11 protein-coding genes and 1 pseudogene are annotated in these 18948 nt (G+C 64.4%); 5 read left to right on the top strand and 7 right to left on the bottom strand.

Annotated elements, in window-relative coordinates; genetic code table 11:
* Positions 1 to 31: 31 nt before the first annotated feature.
* Genes NKI99_RS13800 through NKI99_RS13790 form a run of 3 tightly spaced genes read left to right on the top strand, consistent with a single transcriptional unit; the run spans position 32 to position 3803 of the window.
* Entirely contained in the window at positions 32 to 511 is a 480-nt protein-coding gene (locus tag NKI99_RS13800; protein ID WP_352611146.1) for a (2Fe-2S)-binding protein, read from the top strand.
* The gene (locus NKI99_RS13795) at positions 508 to 1491 is read left to right on the top strand and encodes an FAD binding domain-containing protein (protein WP_352611144.1); all 984 of its coding nucleotides are present in this window, start codon (positions 508 to 510) and stop codon (positions 1489 to 1491) included. Before NKI99_RS13800 ends, NKI99_RS13795 begins: the two co-directional genes overlap by 4 nt.
* Positions 1488 to 3803: a xanthine dehydrogenase family protein molybdopterin-binding subunit gene (locus tag NKI99_RS13790; RefSeq protein ID WP_352611143.1), complete on the top strand. Its 2316-nt coding sequence runs from the start codon at positions 1488 to 1490 to the stop codon at positions 3801 to 3803. Before NKI99_RS13795 ends, NKI99_RS13790 begins: the two co-directional genes overlap by 4 nt.
* Before the next feature lie 156 nt (positions 3804 to 3959).
* Here the strand turns inward: NKI99_RS13790 and NKI99_RS13785 are convergent, their stop codons facing one another.
* Positions 3960 to 4670 (bottom strand): outer membrane protein, encoded by a 711-nt coding sequence (locus NKI99_RS13785; RefSeq protein WP_023814333.1) that lies wholly within the window; start codon positions 4668 to 4670, stop codon positions 3960 to 3962.
* A gap of 302 nt (positions 4671 to 4972) precedes the next feature.
* Positions 4973 to 6115 carry a helix-turn-helix transcriptional regulator gene (locus NKI99_RS13780; RefSeq protein ID WP_352611142.1) on the bottom strand — a complete coding sequence of 381 codons (1143 nt, stop codon included), beginning with the start codon at positions 6113 to 6115 and terminating at the stop codon, positions 4973 to 4975.
* Between the two features lie 249 nt (positions 6116 to 6364).
* Between NKI99_RS13780 and NKI99_RS13775 the strand changes: the two genes are divergently transcribed.
* On the top strand, positions 6365 to 7312 hold the full coding sequence (locus NKI99_RS13775) for an AraC family transcriptional regulator (protein ID WP_352611141.1): 948 nt from the start codon (positions 6365 to 6367) through the stop codon (positions 7310 to 7312).
* 74 nt (positions 7313 to 7386) lie between these two features.
* Here the strand turns inward: NKI99_RS13775 and NKI99_RS13770 are convergent, their stop codons facing one another.
* Positions 7387 to 7899, bottom strand: a complete 513-nt coding sequence (locus NKI99_RS13770) for a hypothetical protein (RefSeq protein ID WP_128305774.1) — start codon at positions 7897 to 7899, stop codon at positions 7387 to 7389.
* 399 nt (positions 7900 to 8298) lie between these two features.
* Between NKI99_RS13770 and NKI99_RS13765 the strand changes: the two genes are divergently transcribed.
* Complete coding sequence (locus NKI99_RS13765; protein WP_352611140.1) at positions 8299 to 11865, top strand: autotransporter domain-containing protein; 3567 nt, start codon at positions 8299 to 8301, stop codon at positions 11863 to 11865.
* Positions 11866 to 11977: 112 nt separating this feature from the next.
* Here the strand turns inward: NKI99_RS13765 and NKI99_RS13760 are convergent, their stop codons facing one another.
* From NKI99_RS13760 to NKI99_RS13745, 4 genes and pseudogenes are all read right to left on the bottom strand, one after another.
* Complete coding sequence (locus NKI99_RS13760) at positions 11978 to 12859, bottom strand: EamA family transporter (protein ID WP_352611139.1); 882 nt, start codon at positions 12857 to 12859, stop codon at positions 11978 to 11980.
* A 214-nt stretch (positions 12860 to 13073) separates the two neighbouring features.
* Complete coding sequence (locus tag NKI99_RS13755; protein WP_352611138.1) at positions 13074 to 14156, bottom strand: sensor histidine kinase; 1083 nt, start codon at positions 14154 to 14156, stop codon at positions 13074 to 13076.
* A 158-nt stretch (positions 14157 to 14314) separates the two neighbouring features.
* Positions 14315 to 15791 (bottom strand): annotated as a pseudogene (locus NKI99_RS13750) (efflux transporter outer membrane subunit).
* A gap of 12 nt (positions 15792 to 15803) precedes the next feature.
* Positions 15804 to 18947, bottom strand: a complete 3144-nt coding sequence (locus tag NKI99_RS13745; protein ID WP_352611137.1) for an efflux RND transporter permease subunit — start codon at positions 18945 to 18947, stop codon at positions 15804 to 15806.
* Position 18948 lies beyond the last annotated feature (1 nt).

The raw sequence follows: 18948 nt of genomic DNA, 5'->3' as shown, positions 1-18948 counted from the left end.
ACTTCGCGTCAAGCACTGGAGCCAGACGCCCATGACCAAAACAACGATCCCAGTTCATCTCGATATCAACCGCCGTCATCACGATCTGCAACTCGAGCCGCGTGTGACGCTGCTCGACGCCTTGCGCGACCGGCTCGGCCTGACCGGCACCAAGAAGGGCTGCGACCACGGCCAGTGCGGCGCCTGCACGGTGCATATCGACGGCGAGCGTGTACTGGCTTGCCTGACGCTGGCCGCTCAGGTCGAGGGCCGCACCGTCACCACCATAGAGGGGCTTGCACGGGAGGGCGAAATGCATCCCGTGCAGGCTGCCTTCCTTGAGCACGACGCTTTCCAGTGCGGCTATTGCACGCCGGGCCAGATCATGTCGGCGGTCGCTTGCATCCGGGAAGGCCATGCCGGCTCCGACGACGAGATCCGCGAATACATGGCCGGCAATCTCTGCCGCTGCGGCGCCTATCCGCACATCGTCGCCGCCATTCGCCAAGCCGCCTTGGAGGTCGCATCATGAGGGACTTTTCCTATTTTCGCGCCAGCTCGGTCGGTGCGGCACGCCAGGCGGCCGCCCTGCCCGGCGCCATGCTCTTGGCCGGCGGCACCACGCTGATCGATCTCGCCAAATGCGGCGTCGCCGAGCCCGAGACACTGGTCGACATCGCTCATCTCAAGGGATTGGACAGCATCGAGGTGGACGAACGCGGCGCCACCATCGGCGCGCTGGCCAGGATGAGCCATGTCGCCGACCATGCCGACATCAAGAGCCGCTTTCCTGCGGTGTCGGAAGCCCTGTGGCAGGCGGCTTCCGCGCAGATCCGCAACATGGCGACCATCGGCGGCAATCTGATGCAGCGCACGCGCTGCCCCTATTTCCGCGATCCCTCGAATTTCTCCGCCTGCAACAAGCGTGAGCCCGGCTCTGGCTGTTCGGCGATCGGCGGCGTTACCCGTGGCCATGCCGTACTCGGCACCAGCGAGGCCTGCATCGCCATGTATCCGGGTGACCTGGCCGTGGCGCTGGTCGCCTTCGATGCGATCGTGCATCTGGGCGAGCGCCAGATCCCGGTCGACGACTTTTTCCTGCTGCCCGGCACCACGCCGGATAGGGAACATGCGATTGAACCGGGCGAGATGATCACCGCCATTGAAATCCCCGGCTCGGCCGCTGCCCGGCGGTCGACCTACCTGAAAATCCGCGACCGGCAATCCTATGAGTTTGCCGCCGCGAGCGCGGCGGTCGGCATCGAGTTCGAACCTGACGGCCGAACGATCCGCGATTTGCGCGTGGCGCTTGGCGGCGTCGCGACCAAGCCATGGCGGGCGCGGGCCGTGGAAGACGCGCTGAAGGGCAAGGTTCTGGAACCGGACACTGTGCGCGCCGCCAGCCTGCTCGCTATCCAAGGCGCCATCGATCATGGCGCCAACCGCTACAAGGTCGAACTCGCGCCGCGCGTCGTCGCGCGCGCCATCCTCAAATTGGGAGAGACGGCATGACCGTTCACATCGCAAGCACCGTTCACGTCGGAAGACACGGCGATGCGTCCGACGGCGCTTTTGCCGAAGCCGTCGGCGGCCGGCTGTCGCGCGTCGACGGCCCGGCCAAGATCACCGGTGCGGCCAAATACGCCGTCGAGCAGCAGCTCGAAGGCCTCGCCTACGCCGTACTGGTCGAGAGCACGATTGCATCCGGCAAGGTGCGCGCGATCGACACCATGGCCGCCGAGGCGGCGCCCGGCGTGCTGCAGGTGCTGACGCCGGACACCATCATCAGCCTGAGGACCGCGGCGGACTGGTTCGGCACACCGCCGCCCGACAAGCCCTATTGCCCGCTTGCGCGCGACATCACTTTTTCGGGCCAGCATGTCGCCGCTGTCGTCGCCGAGACCTTCGAACAGGCGGTGGCGGCGGCAGCACTGGTCAAGGTCAGCTATGACGAGACGCCTGCCATCGTCGACCTCAGCGATGCCAAGGCCGGCGACGGCATCCCGATCGACGCCATGACCAAGGAATGGGGCGATGCGCAAGGTGCGTTCGCGTCGGCACCGGTCCGCATCTGCGCCGCCTACAACACGCCGCGCGAATACCAGGCGCCGATAGAGCCGCATGGGCTGATCGCGCGCTGGGAAGGCGATAAGCTCACCGTATGGGAGCCGAGCCAGTGGCTGGACGGGATGGCGCGCACCTATGCCGAATGGTTCGGCGTGCCGTTCGAGAATGTGCGGCTGGTCTCGCCCTATATTGGCGGTGGCTTCGGCTCCAAGGCGCTGGCGCTCAGCCATGGCGCGGTGGCCGCATGTGCCGCCAGAATGCTCGGCCGGCCGGTGCGCCTGGTGATGACGCGGCCGCAGACCTTTACCGGCTATGGTGGCCGCGCGGCGACGCGCCAGACGGTGACGATTGGCGCCGACGCGCAAGGAAAAATCCAGTCGATCGTGCATCGTGGCATCAACGAGACGTCGATGGACGGCATGTGGGTCGAGCCGCTCGGATCGGTCATCTCGATCATGTACGCGACGCCGAATTTCTCCTCCAGGCAGAATGTCGTGCGGGTCAATTCGGTGGTGCCGGGCGCCATGCGCGCGCCGGGCGAAAACCCTTCGGCCTTCGGCATCGAAAGCGCCATCGACGAACTCGCCTACGAGGTCGGCATCGACCCCCTGGAGATCCGGCTGAGAAATTATGCCGAACAGGATCCGCATGCCAAGAAAGCCTGGTCGACCAGACAGTTGCGCGAGGCTTTTGCCGCAGGCGCGGAGCGCTTCGGCTGGGCCAGGCGCTCGCCCGAACCGCGCTCGATGCGCGACGGCAACCAGCTGATCGGCTGGGGAGTAGCGGCCGGCACCTATCCGGTTCGGCGCGCCTATGGCGAGGCGATCGTGCGTATCCTGGCGGACGGCTCGGTCGAGGTCGAGAGCTCCTCGATCGACATGGGCCAGGGCACCTACACAATCCTGGCGCAAACCGCCGCCGAAACGGTCGGCGTGCGAGCCGACGACGTGGTGGTGAAGCTCGGCGACTCCCGTTTCCCCCGCGCCGGCGTCACCGGCGGTTCGCGGCTTGCCGGCGTCATGACGGGTGCGGTCTACAAGGCGGCGACCTCGGCGCTCGACCAGCTGATCGGCCTCGCCATCAGCGATCCGCGCTCGCCCTTCCACGCGCTGCAGGCCAACACCTTGGTCGTCGCCAACGGCCGCATCGCCTCGCCGCGCGGCGACGGTCCCGATGTCTCGATCGCCGAACTGCTCAAAAGCGTCGGCCGCGACCACATCGAAGCCACCGGCGACACCATGCCGGCCAATTCGACGCCAGAGGATCGCTACAAGAACTACACCACCATCGCCATGTCGGTGCCGCACACCGAGGGCGACTATTCCCGCCACTCCTGGTGCGCGCATTTCATCGAGGTGCGCGTCGACGAGGACTTCGGCACGGTGCGCGTGTCACGCGTGGTGTCGGCGCTGGATTCGGGCCGGCTCTACAATCCCAAGCTGGCCGAAAGCCAGTGGAAGGGTGGCATCATCATGGGCATCGGCCAGGCACTGCTGGAAGAAGGCATCGTCGACCGCCGCCACGGCCGCGTCGTCAACAACAACCTCGCCGACTATCTCGTGCCAACCAACGCCGACATTCCCGACGTCGAGGTGATCTCGGTCGGTATCCCCGACCCGCATTCCTCCGTGCTCGGCGGCAAAGGCGTCGGCGAACTGGCCATTGTCGGCGTGGCGCCGGCGATTGCCAACGCGGTGTTCCATGCGACGGGAAAGAGGATCAGGGATCTGCCGATCACACTGGAGAAGCTAATCTGAGGGCGGTGGCTGATCTCCCACTCGAGGGAGATGTCGCCAGAGGCAACAGAGGGGGTCGCCGCGTGTAGAGCGCCGACCCCGTCTGCGGCAGCAGGCCGAGCCCCGCCGCCCCTGGCCTGCCGGCCATCTCCCGAGGGAGATTTGTAGCACCAGCAATCAGAACTTGTAGCTGAGCCCGACCCGGATATCCTGCGTCTGGAGGTCGACATGGGTTTCCGTGGGCAGGCCGGCGGCCACCGAGAGGTCCTGGCTGCCGAAATCCGAGTAGCGATATTCGGCTCGAGCGATCCACTTGTCGGTGAAGGCGTGCTCGATGCCGGCGCCAACGGTCCAGCCGACATGGCTGTCGCTGTGGAGCGTTACTTCGGCGGCAGGGCCACCGGCGCTGACCGCAATAAGCTCATACTTGGCCGCGGCGACGCCGGCAGTGATGTAGGGCAAGGTCCGATCGAAAGCATAGCCGGCCCGCAGCCGCGCCGACCCCGACCATTTGAGTTCGCTCTTGAGCAAGGTGGTGACACCGCCGCCGCCGGCGTCGAGGGCCGTCAGCCCATCTATATTGCTGTACACAATGTCGGCCTCGGCGCCGATCACGAAGCTGTTCTCCATCTGGTAATTGGCGCCTATATGGACACCGCCGATAAATCCGTTCGGATCGGTGGAGACATTGAGATCGGTGGCCCCGCCCAGTCCGCCGCCGGCGATGAACAGATTGGATTTTCCGGCCGCGTAGCCGATGTCGACGCCGGCATAGAGTCCGGACCAGTCGTAGCCGGATGCAACAGGCGAAACCTCATTGATATCAGCCGCACACGCCATACCGAGCGGCGCGAGAATCAAGGCCGTTGCGAGAAGAAGAGTTTTCATTGTTGTCTACCGCCCCAAGAATGTTGTGGTCCCCGCCGCGAATGCCTCGCGGAGATCCGGTGTTGTCGCCGCCCCGATGTCGCATTGTCCGTCGGACGTGTCTTGGGCTGGGCCGCACGCGAATTGTCCTGAAATGCAATGCCACGCTTTTTCGGCCGGTGTGGCCATTCAGCCTCAGTCGAATGACACCAGCTGGCACTGCCCAGCGCGGAGCCTGACGGCAACCATTCCCGCTACGGCTGGCGCGCGTTCATCGAGGTGCGCGTCGACGAGGATGTTGGGTCCCCGGCGATCGGCGCCTTTCACTGAGTTGCCAGCGGCGTGCCTATGTCCGAAACGAGTTTGACGAGATCGGCTTGGCGTCTCGTGCCGGTTTTGGCGAAGATGCGGTTGAGGTGGGTCTTCAAAGTGTTTTCGCCGACACCGAGCGCCAGCGCGCTCTTCGACGCGGACAATCCGCTGCCGATGCGCAGCAGGACCCGCGCCTCCGCGGGCGTAAGGTCGAACAGAGTGGCGAGAACGGCTTCCGGGAGTGGAGAAGAAGACGTCGTGGTCGAAATGAAGACGGCGGCACATGCGGGCCGGAAAGCAGCGCGAGCGGTTCCTTCGGTCAACGGCAATATATAGGCGACGGCGGGGGGCTGACCTGGGGCCGAAATGGGCAGGCCTATACCGCGGGAGCCAAGCGAGGCATCCGCGCTCGCGGCACTGGCGATTGCATCCAGCAGGGCGCGGGCCACCGCCGAATTCTGCACCTGGAGCAGACCGTTCCTGGAAAAAATGGGCCCTTGCAGCGAAAACATCCGTTCGGCAGCCCCATTCGCATGGAGGATTGCTCCGTTGGCGCCGGTAAGCACGACAGGCACGGCGAGATGATCGAGCGCCTGGCGGTAAAGGTCGGCGGTAACGCGAGCCTGATCGAGCAGATCTCCAATCAGCGACGCACGGCGCAGGTGCGGCGAGAGCAATGCCAGGAAGCGCTGTTCTTCAGCTGATATGATTCCCCTGTCGGCCCGCGTAGTGCAGCCCATGAGCCCGATCCGGTCCGGCGTATGGACGAATTTGGTGATGCAGGCTTCGCGCAATCCCTGCGGTTTGGCCCAATTCTGGAAAAATGGCGTCTGCTGGAGTTCGGCTTCGCTCATATGCGACAGCGTCGCAACGGGTGTGTCGATGTCGCCGACAACCGCGGCCTTCAGTCCGGGAATTGCGTCAAAGTCATAGTCCTCCTGGAGCACGCGCATTTGCACGGGATCCCAGGGCGATTGGGCCGCGAAGCGGCCATGATTGCCGGCAGTGCTGGCAAGCGCGACGGTGGTATAGGCTGCGTCTACAGCCTCCGTGATCCGGATCATTACCCCGGCCCAGCCTTCCGGATTCAAAACGCAATCGTAGATATCGCCGATGATCGACGAAAGGACCTCGCTGCTCAGTCTCTCCACCACGCCCCCAGTTTCCTGACGTGCCCACCTCCCCGGATGGGCGGGCCGCCGTTCGTTGTAAAAGAGGCAATCTCACCTCGGAGGATTTGCCGCGTCATACTTTCGGGTGACGCCATGCGTGATCATGCTGGATTATATATCTAATTCGATCAGTTGAACGCCAAACGATCAATGTTCCAGGATCAGGAAACATTTCGTTTCGATATTCTCTGAAGCTGTGGGTATCGGGGTGTTCCATTGTCACGAAAGGCGGTGTTTTCATCGGCTCAACTGCCGTCGCATCTCAATGATCGCGATCGATTTTCCCTCTGGCAAGACATCCATGTCGCGCAGATATGGTCGGTCGAATACGGCATGTCGGACAACCTGCCTTTCGAAGCTGCGATCGAAGCCACAGCTGTCGGATCACTGGTTCTTGGCCAGATGTCCGGAACGATCAAGCATGCGACGAGGAACGCGAGCAATATCGCCGATGACGGCAACGGCGGTTATCTCCTGCTGATCAACAAATCCGACACACTGTTGACCGGCGTCCAGGCCGGCCGCGACTATGATGTCGGGCAGGGAGAAGCGGTGCTGGTCACAGCATCGGAAGCGCTGAAAATGGCCGGCGCCGACAGCAATGTGTGGACAAACGTGGCGGTCCCGCGCAGCGTCCTCGCACGGGCCTTCCCGCAGATCGACGACAGGCTGGCGTTGAAGATCGGCGCCGAGAACGAAGCTCTCGATCTTCTCAAGCGTTATTGCCAACTTCTTGAAACCGGCCGCCCTCTCATCTCGCCCGATCTGATTGCGCACGCAACGGAAACGATCGTCGATCTGATCGGCCTGGTGACAGGCGCCAAGGGTGAGGTTGCCGAACTGGCCGGCTTGCGCGGTCTGCGGGCAGCCAGGTTGCAAGCGGTCCTGGTGAAGATCGCGGACAATTTCGCCAAGCCCGGCATCTCGGCGCAAGGCGTCGCACAGGAACTCGGCCTGTCGGCGCGCTATGTTCACAATCTTTTGCAGAAGTCGGGTATCAGCTTCTCCGAGCGCGTTCTCGAACTGCGCCTGCAGACGGCCCACAAAATGCTTTCGCAGAGACAGAATGGCGAGATGCGCGTCAGCGAAATTGCCATGACCAGTGGCTTCAGCGATGTGTCGTACTTCAATCGCTGCTTTCGCCGCCGCTTCGGCTACACGCCGACGAGCGCCAGATAGAACCGGATACCCGGAAACCTACACACGACTCGATTCCGATTACCTCTCCGTCAAAAGCCGAGATCCGGCGGCGATCAATGGCGCCTCCGAATGCAATGGCCGATCGACGGCTTAAGCGAAACGGGCGGATCTGCGGCGCTGACCAGCGCGAATTCAACCACCGACGCCACCTTCATCACGCTCAGCCTGCGTGCTTCCACCGATTTGGGCCTCGGCGAATCAAGGCGACGGCGCGCGGCATGCTCGGCTGACGCCATGCCTTCGGTGATGTCACGCCGACCTCGACGTTCGCTTTTGCCGGCGGCGATCTCTTCACCATCGCCGGCGAATGTCCTGCAAAGCGCGAAGCGCGCGCGATGATCCAGATGCGACGGCAAATCCGCCGATGAGAAGACGTTCTTTTGCAAGGGACGACCGGCCTTTTCCACAATCGCAGTCTTCATTTCGACACGCACCGTATTGGACCAGATCACGATCTGTCCAGGGCCGGAAATACTTGTGCGCCAGGTGACAACTTCAGTGCCACCCTGGACAAGGGTTGACTTAAGTTTTTTAGATTTGGCCGGTTGATTCCAGAAATAAAACACCGCCCTCGCAACTGAACCACTCCCGTACGACGTTCAGCGATTCGAAATCGAAATTTGAGAAGCTCACAGTGACGTCTGCACGATAGCGTTGCTAGTTATTCCTCGAAGAAGAGTTTGGAATGGAACGTTTTGTATTTGGTATTTTTCTCAGGTACTCAGTTGACATAACTCCAAGCATCACATTAGAGATTTCTATCAGGCAAGTCCGCCCCGGACTGATCCGGGGTCGCATGAATTGGCTGCGAGGGGCAAATCATGGGGCGTGTTCAAGATTCCGCCGGTCTTAGGCCTTCGGACCTAAGCCAGACCCCCCCGAATTCAGCCCGACAGAGCAACCTGCGTTCACAGGCGAGCCAGCTTGCGCTGCGATCCGCCATCGGGATTGCTGCGGCCGCGGGCGTGAGTCTGCTGGCGTCCGGCCAAGCCTGGGCGGATTGTCTCGTCGGTGCCGTCACTGTCCAATGCGACACGACCTCCACCACCGACACGACATTTCCCGCTGACGCACCCAACGATCGCAACTATCAGAACTTGTTGCCCACACCAGTCATCGTCACCGTCGATCCGGGAACGACGGTGAGCGGTTATGGCCTTGCGGTTTCCAACGCCGACACCGGCGGCGTCACCGTTACCAACAATGGCACGATCAGCGTCGATGCCGGCAACACGCCGACCGCGGGCGGCACGGCGGCCCTGTCGGTCTCGGCGGCTGGCGGCGCCATCACCTACACGGGTGGAAACATCATCAACCATGGCGCCGGCAACGCGTTCGATGTGACGCAGACCGGCGGTGTCGGCTCGATAGACATTAACGTCTCCGGCAATATCTTTTCGGCGGCAGGCGAAGGTATTACTGTCCGCGACGTCGCGACCAGCACCGGCATTTCGGTGACCACAAACGCGGTGACCGCACTCACCGCAGGCAAGGATGCCATCGACGTCCAGACCCAGTCGTTGACAGGCAATATCACGGAGGTCGCCAACGGCGACATCAAGGCGGGCAACGCCGGCATGGTGGCCGCGATCCTCAACGCCTCGGGGACCGGCAACATCGACGTGACCGCCAACGGCTCCATCGACGCCCGGTTCGGCATCGACGCCGAGAACTTCGGATCGGGCTCGACCACGGTGACCACGGTCGGTCCGGTCACCGCGACCAGCGGGAACGGCATCTATGCGCAGTCGGCCGGCGCCGCCGTCACCATAACGGCGGGCGACGTGGCGTCCACCGGCAACACGGCCATCATCGCCCGGCAGACCAAGGCAGCGGGCTCGGGTGCGGTCAACGTGACCGCGGGCGATGTCTCGGGGACGACCGGCATCGAGGCAACCAACTACGGCACCGGCGCGATCGGCATCACCGCCAATGGCACGGTGACCGGCACACTTGCCGAGGGCATCAAGGCGACCGGCAACGGCGCGGTGAGCGTGAGCGTCGCCGACACGGTGACCGGCGCCACGATCGGCCTGTCGCTGACCGGCGGCACCGGCGGTGCGGGCGACATCAGCGTCACCGGCGCCGGCGGGTTCGTCGGCGGGACCGGCAACGCTGCGACCATCCAGAACAACGGCTCGGGCACGGTCACGGTCGACATCTCCGGCGCGAGCAGCTCCACCGGCGGCGAAGGCTTCGTCGTGCGCGACACGGCGGCCGGCGGCGACATCAGCGTCACCACGGGCGCGGTGACCGCACTGACCGCGGGCAAGGATGCCATCGACGTCCAGACCCAGTCGACGACCGCCGATATCACGGAGGTCGCCAACGGTAACCTCCAGGCGGGCAATGCCGGCATGGTGGCCGCGATCCTCAACGCTTCGGGGACCGGCAACATCGACGTGACCGCCAACGGCTCCATCGACGCCCGGTTCGGCATCGACGCCGAGAACTTCGGATCAGGCTCGACCACGGTGACCACGGTCGGTCCGGTCACCGCGACCAGCGGCAACGGCATCTATGCGCAGTCGGCCGGCGCCGCCGTCACGGTGACGGCGGGCGACGTGACGTCCACCGGCAACACGGCCATCATCGCCCAGCAGACCAAGGCAGCGGGCTCGGGTGCGGTCAACGTGACCGCGGGCAACGTCTCGGGCACGACCGGTATCCGCACCCTCAACAACGGCACGGGCGCGATCGGCATCATCACCAACGGCACGGTCGAAGGCGATATCGCCGCGATTTCGGCGCAATCGAACAGCGGCAATGCGATCGGCATCACCCTTTCCGGCGCGACGCACAACACCGCCCTGACGGCCGCGGCGCTGGCCATCACTACCTCTGATGGTGCCACGACAATTCTCAATGGCGGTGCACTGACCGGCCGGGTGGAGCTTGGCGGTTATGCCGACCTCCTGACCAACCACGCTACCTGGACAACCGGCGGCACCAGCCTGTTCGGCGCCGGCATCGACACCGTGACGAATACAGCCGCAGCCTCTCTCAGAACCGCCAGCAATGGCGCAACGCAGGAGACCACCACCTTCAGCGGGCTCGAGTTGCTGTCCAATGCCGGACGTCTCACCATGCAGGATGGCGGCGCCGGCGACCGCACGGAGCTTGCCGCCACTGTGGCTCTGGCGGCCGGTTCGACCTACGCCGTCGACATCAACGCCGCACTTCAGTCGGATCTCCTTCACACCACCGGCACTGCCACCATCACCGGCTCGACCCTGGCGGTGACGGCGCAAGGCATCACCGCCGGCCGCTACACCGTGCTGACCGCCGATCTGGGACTCACCGGCGAGTTCGCCTCTGTGACGGGGATCACCAGCACCGCGTTCCTGTCGGTGACGGATGCCTATGACTTGAACAATGCCTATCTCGATGTGCTGGTGTACGGCTTCACCGATATCGGGCTGACACCCAACCAAATCGCCACCGGCGGCGGCGCTGAAAGCCTTGAGGCCGGCAATCCTATCCATGACGCCCTTCTGGCGCTGCCGACAGCAGCTTCTGCACGCGCTGCTTTCGACCAGCTGTCTGGCGAAATCCACGCCTCGGCCAAGGGCATGCTGGTCGAGGACAGCCGCTTCGTTCGCGACGCAGTCACCAATCGTATCATGTCCGCTTTCGGCGATGTTGGCGCGGCCGCATTGCCGGTCATGGCTTATGGCGAAGGTGGCCCCGAAATGGTCGCGGCCGACACCGACCGTTTCGCCGTCTGGGGCCAGGCCTTTGGGTCGTGGGGCAATACCGACAGCGACGGCAACGCCGCCGCCTTCGATCGTTCGACCGGCGGCCTGCTGGCCGGCGCCGACACGCTGGTGGGCGGCTGGCGCGTCGGCCTGCTCGGCGGCTACAGCCATTCGAGCTTCGACGCCGACGATCGCAACTCTTCGGGCAAGAGCGACAGCTATCATCTCGGCCTCTATGGTGGCACCAACTGGGGCGCCATCGCTTTCCGTACCGGTGCTGCCTACAGCTGGAGCAGCCTTTCGACCAAACGCTCGGTTGCTTTCAACGGCTTCACGGATGGGTTGTCGGCCGACTATGATGCCGGCACCGCGCAAATGTTCGGCGAACTCGCCTACCGGGCCGATGCCGGACAATTCAAGTTCGAGCCCTTCGCCAATCTGGCCTATGTCAGCGTCCATACCGATGGCTTCACCGAAGACGGTGGCGATGCGGCACTGACCAGCGCCGGCTCGAACGATGATGCGACCTTCACCACGCTGGGCCTGCGCGGTTCGACCGATTTCGCGCTCGGCGGCATGAACGCCACGGCGCGCGGCATGCTCGGCTGGCGCCACGCGTTCGGCGACGTCACGCCGACCTCCAGCTTCGCCTTCGCCGGCGGCGATCAATTCAGCATCGCCGGCGTGCCGATCGCCAGGGACAGCGCCGTCATCGAGGCCGGTCTCGACTTCAACATGTCGGCCAACGCGACGCTCGGTGTGTCCTATTCCGGCCAGTTCGGTGGCGGCACGGTCGATCAGGGCGCCAAGGTCGATCTCGGCATCAAGTTCTGAACAGCAACGAAGCGCGCCGGCCGGACAAAGGCAACGCCCGAACGGCGGTCGGCGACGGGACCGGCTTTACGGCACGATTCCGCATATCCCTCCCACCCTACTCCGCCCCACCCTACTCCGGCGATGGAACCGGCGGCCGTGATGTCAGCGCCGTGCCGAAGGCGGCGACAACGACGGCTGCGATCCCGGCCAGTTGCGTTGCGGTCAGGCTTTCATGCAGGAACAGGAAGCCGGCCAGTGCGCCCAGCCCCGGCTCCAGGCAGGTCAGCGTGCCGTAGATGCGCGCCGGCATGCGGGTCAGCGCCACCATCTCCAGGAAGAATGGCAACGCGCTGGAAAACAGGCCGACCAGCAGCGCGCTGACCAGGATCGACGGCGCCAGCAGCGCGGTTCCCGCCTGTGCCACACCGAAGGGCAGCACCAGCACGGCGGCGATCGCCATGCCGTAGGCGGTGGTGCGAGTGCCAAGCTCCGCGCCGGCCTTCTGGGCCAGCACGATGTAGAGCGCCCAAAACCCGCCGGCCGCCAGCGCCAGCATCACCCCGATCGGATCAAGCGGCGCGAGGGAATGAACGAAGGGCGACAACAGCAGGATGCCGGCCACCGCCAGCGCGATCCAGGCAAAGTCGCTGGCGCGCCGCGAGCTCAAGGTCGCCACCAGAAGCGGGCCGGTAAACTCCAGCGCTACCGCGATGCCGAGCGGAATCCTGGCCAGCGCTGCGTAGAACAGGAGATTGAGCGCGGCGAGCGTCACCCCATAGGCGACCAGCCACGGCATGGTGGCACGCGAGGGCCGCATCTGCCAGGGCCGCAACACCGCGATCAGCATCAGCGCACCGATGACCAGCCTGAGCGTCGTCGTGCCTTGCGCGCCGATCTGCGGGAACAGGCCCTTGGCGAAGGTGGCGCCGATCTCGATCGACACCATGGCGCCCATCAGTGCCGCGACCGGCAAGGGCGCCGCTTCGCGACTGGCAATCGGCGTCGATGTCACGTGATCCCATCCTCCATACCGCCGGGTCCAAACCCGACCGGCGCATGGAGATAGGGCGAACCGGCCGGCCTGTCGTGAGGCAGCGGCAACTGGCTGCTAGGGCAAGGACTGCAGGCACGCTATGAGCCTCCCGGGCCGCGAAGCGTTCATTGCCGCGGCGGACAAGGAATAGCTGGAGATGATCCTGTAGGTGTGAGAGCGCAACGACAACGCTTTAGGCGGTGGCAGCCGAGCGCTTGAAGACGATGGTGACCCGCGTACCCTCGGCAGCGCTCGACCTCACGTCGAACTCCGCCCTAGCATTCTCGGTTAGCGAGCGGGCGATCAGCGCGCCGAGCTTGCCGCTCTTGGGCCAGGTCTCGCCGTCCGGCAGGCCGATGCCGTCATCGGCGATCACGATGCGGCAGCCATCACCGTCGACGATGCTGTGCAGCGTGATCGTGCCGCCGTCTCGCCCCTGGAAGGCATGTTTGAGCGCATTGGTCAAAAGTTCGTTCACCACCAGTCCGGTCGGCATGGCGACATTGATCGACACCGGATAGGTGTCGACCTTCATGTCGAGGCGGATGCCCTCGACCGCATGCGAGTTCATCACCGCCGACGCGATCTGGCTGAGATAGACGCCGAGATCGACCTCATCCTTGCCATCGTCCCCCGACAGCGTCTGGTAGAGGATCGCCAGCGCGTCGACGCGCCCTGCCAGCCTCTCGAAACGCTTCTGGTCCGGCTCGGCCGCGTTTCGCGTCTCCATCCGGATCAGTGCGGTGATCATCTGCAGATTGTTCTTCACCCGGTGCTGCAGTTCGCGCAGCAGCGTGTCCTTCTCGCGGATGCGCTCATCGATCGATCGCGCATCTTCGGTTTCGCCATGGGCAGAGACGTCGACCAGCGCCACCAGCCGGAAGCAGGCCTTGCCATTGTCGTCCTCGATGACATTGGAATAGACGTCGACGATCGCCTGTTGGTCTTCCTTCCGCTCCAGCCGGAACGTGCCGATGAAATCGGTGTCCTCGACCACGGCCTCGAACAGCGGCCGGCCCTTCTGCTTGTGCAGGCCGGTGCCGGAAAGCGCCGCCCAGTGTTGCCGAGCGAGCGTCGCCGCCTTGAGGCCGGACAGTTTCTCGAATTCCGGATTGGCATAGACGACACGCTCCTTCGCACCGAGGTCGGAGACGGCAATGGCGATCGGCACCTGGTCGAGGAACTTCTTGAACTGTTCGCTTTCCAGCGCGCTGGCAAGGTCCGGCGTTTCGAGCAGCTGCCCGACCGCTTCGGCCTTCTGTGTATCGGATGTCATCTGCGACGCCTGTGCTGTGTGATCACCATCAATAACAGCGATGCGATCTCCCCGCCATCGCCAAAGCACGAGCCGGCATTTCACGCGCCGCCACGAGCGGTGTGTCGCACAATCTCGAAATCTGCGTAGCCGCGTCGAAATACTTGACCGAGGCCCGCTCAGGAGGCCGGCTTCGACGCCAGCCTTGGCGCGGTCCTGACGTCGACGATCTCAGGCTTGGCACTGTCCACCGCGCCGTCCCAACCGCCGGCGAACGCCTTGTTGAGGGCGATGTAGTTGGTCGCCAGCAGGACGCGGCTTTGCAGCAGCGAGTCCTCGGCCGAGTAGAGAGAGCGCTGGGCGTCGAGCACATCGAGAAGGCTTGTCTCGCCGGCCTTGTAGAGCGTGCCTTCGAGACTTGCCGCCTCGCCATAGGACCTCGCCGACGAGGCGAGCTTGCCGATCCGGATGCGCTCCTGCGACAACAGCACCAGCGCATTCTCGACATCCTCGAGCGCCGTCAGCACCGAAGACCGATATGCGATGAAATATTGATCGCGCTGCGCCTTGGCGACCTCGACGGCGGCCTGCAATTGGCCGGCATTGAACACCGGCACGCTGAGCGTCGGCCCGAACGACCAGCCAATCGACGAATTCTTGCCGAGATCGCCAAGCTTCAGCGCCGCCGTGCTGATGTCTCCCGTCAGGCTGACCGAGGGATAGCGGGCGGCCTCTGCCTGGCCGATCTTGGCGGTGTATTGCGCATATTGGCGCTCCGCCATGCGCAAATCGGGCCGCGAAAGCAGGAGGTCGGCGGGAATTCCGGTGGGCATCGGCAGGCGTGGTGCAGGGATCGGGGCGACCCGCTTCAGCCGCTCGCTGAGCGAGGCAGGCGGCCGGCCGGCCAGCACCGCGAGACGATGCACGGCCTGGGCATAGCTTGCCTCCAGCGTCGGCACCGCGGCTTCGGTGCTCGCTGCCTGCCCCATCGCCTTGGCGACATCGGCGGCGGTCGCCGTGCCCGCCTGCGCCATGGTGCGGGTAAGTTCGGCGGTCTGCCTTTGCGACGCGGCCGAGCGCCGGGCGAGCGCGATGCGGGCCTGGTAGCCGCGCGCCTGGGCATAATAGGAAGCGACATCGCCGACCAGGGTGAGAAGCGTCGAGCGCAGTTCCTCCTGCGAGGCGTCCAGCCCGTAACGCGCGGCCTCGACGCCCCTGCGGTTGGCGCCGAACAGGTCGAGTTCCCAGCTGGCGTCAAAGCCGGCCTGATACTCGCTGTAGGTGGCATCCGAGCCTGATGTGGTCTCGGCCGACTTGTTGCGGGAGACCGAGCCGGAGCCCTCGGCCGACGGCAGCAACGTGCCTGCACTCTGGCGATAGCTGGCGCGCGCCTCGCGGATCCTTGGCGACATCGAGATTGCCGGCAACCGCTTCCTCGACAAGCGTGTTCAACTCGGGATCGCGCAGCCGCTGCCACCATTTCGACAGTTGCGCCGGCTGGGCAGGCTTTGGCTTCTGGCCGCTCCAGCTTGCAGGCATCGCCAATATCGGCGTCTGATAATCCGGACCGACGACGCATCCCGCGAGCAGGACAGCGGTAAGCATAGACGCAAGGAGCCGCCTCGCGGCCACCGAGCCACGTTCCAAGCCTGTCATGTGAAGTTTTCCTTATTGCTGGTTGACCGTCACCGGCGTCTCGCCCGTATCTGGTTTGGCCGCCCTGCCCTTGAAGATGCGCCGCACGGTGACGAACAACAGCGGCACCAGGAACACGCCAATGACCGTCGCCGCGATCATGCCGCCCATCACGCCGATGCCGACGGAGTTCTGCGCGCCTGAGCCCGCGCCGCTGGCAATCGCCAGCGGCAGCACGCCGAGGATGAAGGCCAGAGACGTCATCAGGATCGGTCGCAGCCGTTGTCGCGCCGCCTCCAGCGTCGCTTCGACCAGCCCCATCCCGGCGGTCTGCCGCTCGATGGCGAACTCGACGATGAGGATGGCGTTCTTGGCGGCGAGACCGATCGTGGTCAGCAGGCCGACCTTGAAATAGACGTCGTTGGACTGGCCGAACAGGCTTGCCGCCAGCAGCGCGCCGAAGATGCCGATCGGCACCGACAGCATGACCGCGAACGGGATCGACCAGCTCTCATAAAGTGCTGCCAGGCAAAGGAACACCACAAGGGCCGAGATCGCATAGAGCGACAGTGCCTGGTTGCCGGAAAGCTTCTCCTGGTGCGACAGCCCTGTCCATTCGTGGGAATAGCCGGCGGGCAGTTGCGCGACAAGCTTGTCGATCTCGTCCATGGCGGCACCCGAGCTGACGCCTGTCGCCGCCGCGCCCTGGATCTCGACCGCCGCCGAACCATTGTAGCGCTCCAGCCTGGGCGAACCGAATGTCCAATGGCTGGAGGCAAAGGCCGAGAACGGCACCATCGCGCCGCTGGCATTGCGGACCTGCCATTTGTCCAAATCTTCCGGCTGCATGCGGAAGTTCAGGTCCGACTGCAGATAGACCGGTTTCACCCGCCCGCGATCGATGAAGTCGTTGACGTAGTCGCTGCCCCAGGCGGTGGAAAGCGTGTTGTTGATGTCGGCCAGGCTGACGCCCAGCGCGCTGGCCTTTTCCTGGTCGATGTCGACCGAGAATTGCGGCTGGTCTTCCTGGCCGTTGGGCCTTGTGTTGGCGAGCAGCTTGCTCTGCCCGGCCAGGGCCAGAAGCTGGTTGCGCGTCTGGATCAGCGCGTCATGGCCAGCGCCGTTGACGTCCTGCAGGTAGAAGTCGAAGCCGTTGGTGTTGCCGAAGCCCTGGATGGCCGGAGGCGCGAGCGCGAACACCTGCGCATCCCTGATCTTCGAAAACGCGCCCATCGCCCGGCCGGCGATTGCCTGCGCGGCGGAAGCCGGCGATTTGCGCAGGTCGAAATCCTTCAGCCGCACGAAAGCGATGCCGACATTCTGCCCTGCGCCGCCGAAGCCGAAGCCGGAGGCGGTGAACACCCCGTCGACGACGTCCTTCTCCTGGTTGAGATAATGGTTGGTCACCTCTGCCAGCACGCGCTCCGTGCGATCCTGCGTCGCGCCGACCGGCAGCTGCACGCTGGTGATCAGGATGCCCTGGTCCTCTTCCGGCAGGAACGAACTCGGCAGCCGGGCAAACATCCAGCCCACGGCAACGACGATGGCCAGGAACACGACGAGGAAGCGCCAGGACCGGTTGATGATGCCGTGCGAGCCGTCGCGATAGGCAAGCGTGCCGCGATCGAAGACGCGGTTGAACCAGCCGAACGGACCGGTCTGCGTCGCATGGTCCTTGGGCGGCCGCAGGATCGTGGCGCAAAGTGCGGGCGTCAGCACCAGTGCGACCAGCACGGACAGCACCATCGCCGAGACGATGGTCACCGAGAATTGCCGGTAGATGATGCCGGTCGAACCGCCGAAGAAAGCCATCGGCACGAACACGGCCGAAAGCACGGTGGCGATGCCGATCAGCGCGCCGGTGATTTCGTGCATCGACTTGCGCGTCGCCTCTTTCGGCGGCAGGCCCTCTTCCTGCATCACGCGTTCGACATTCTCGACCACGACGATGGCGTCGTCGACCAGCAGGCCGATCGCCAGCACCATGGCGAACATGGTCAGCGTGTTGACGGAATAGCCGAACAGCGACAGCACGCCGAACGTGCCGAGCAGCACCACCGGCACGGCAATCGTCGGGATGATGGTGGCGCGCAAATTCTGCAGGAAGATGAACATCACCAGGAACACCAGCACGATCGCTTCGGCCAGCGTCTTGACCACCTCCTCGATCGACAGCCGCACGAAAGGCGAAGTGTCGTAGGGATAGACGACCTCGACGCCTTGCGGGAAGGTCGAGCTCAGCCGGGCGATCGTCGAGCGCACCGCCTCGGCGGTGTTGATGGCATTGGCGCCGGTCGCCAAATTGACGGCGACGCCCGCCGCCGGCTTGCCGTTGTAATTGGCCTGCGTCGTATAGCTTTCGGCGCCGAGTTCGACGGTGGCGACGTCGTTGAGGCGTACCAGCGAGCCGTCCGTCTGGCTCTTCAGGATGATGTTGCGGAACTGTTCGGCGGTCTGCAGCCGGCTCTTGGCCGTCACGGTGGCATTGAGCTGCTGGCCCTTGCGCGCCGGCAGGCCGCCGAGCTGGCCGGCCGAAACCTGCGTGTTCTGCGCCTCGATCGCCGAGGCCACGTCGCTCGGCATCAAGGCGTATTTGGCGAGCTTGTCGGGGTCGAGCCAGATGCGCATGGCATAGCCGGAGCCGAACAGCTGCGTCGAGCCGACACCCTCGACGCGCTTCAGCGTGTCGTTGACGGTGGCATCGACATAGTCGGCGAGATCGGTCGAGTTCATCTTGCCGTCGGTCGACACGAAGCCAATGACCATCAGGAAGCCGGTCGAGGATTTGGAGACGGTGATACCGTTGCTCTGCACCACCTGCGGCAGCTGCGACTGCACCAGCTGCAGCTTGTTCTGCGTCTGCACCTGGGCGGTATCGGGATCGGCTGCAGTGGTGAAGGTCAGCGTGATCGAGGCCGAACCGGTCGAGGTCGACGTCGCCGTCATGTAGTCGAGATTGTCGATGCCGGTCATGCCCTGCTCGATGACCTTGGTCACGGAGTTCTCGACGGTCTGCGCGTCGGCGCCCGGATAGGTGGCGCTGATATTGACCGTGGTCGGCGCGATCTGCGGATATTGCGAGATCGGCAGCGAGGTGAGCGCCAGAAGCCCGCCCAGCATGATCACGATGGCGATCACCCAGGCGAAGATCGGCCGGTTGATGAAGAATACGGACATC

It is taken from the genome of Mesorhizobium sp. M0239, from assembly GCF_040321815.1.
In the GTDB taxonomy this organism is placed as follows: domain Bacteria; phylum Pseudomonadota; class Alphaproteobacteria; order Rhizobiales; family Rhizobiaceae; genus Mesorhizobium.
This window is presented reverse-complemented; position numbering and strand designations above follow the sequence as displayed.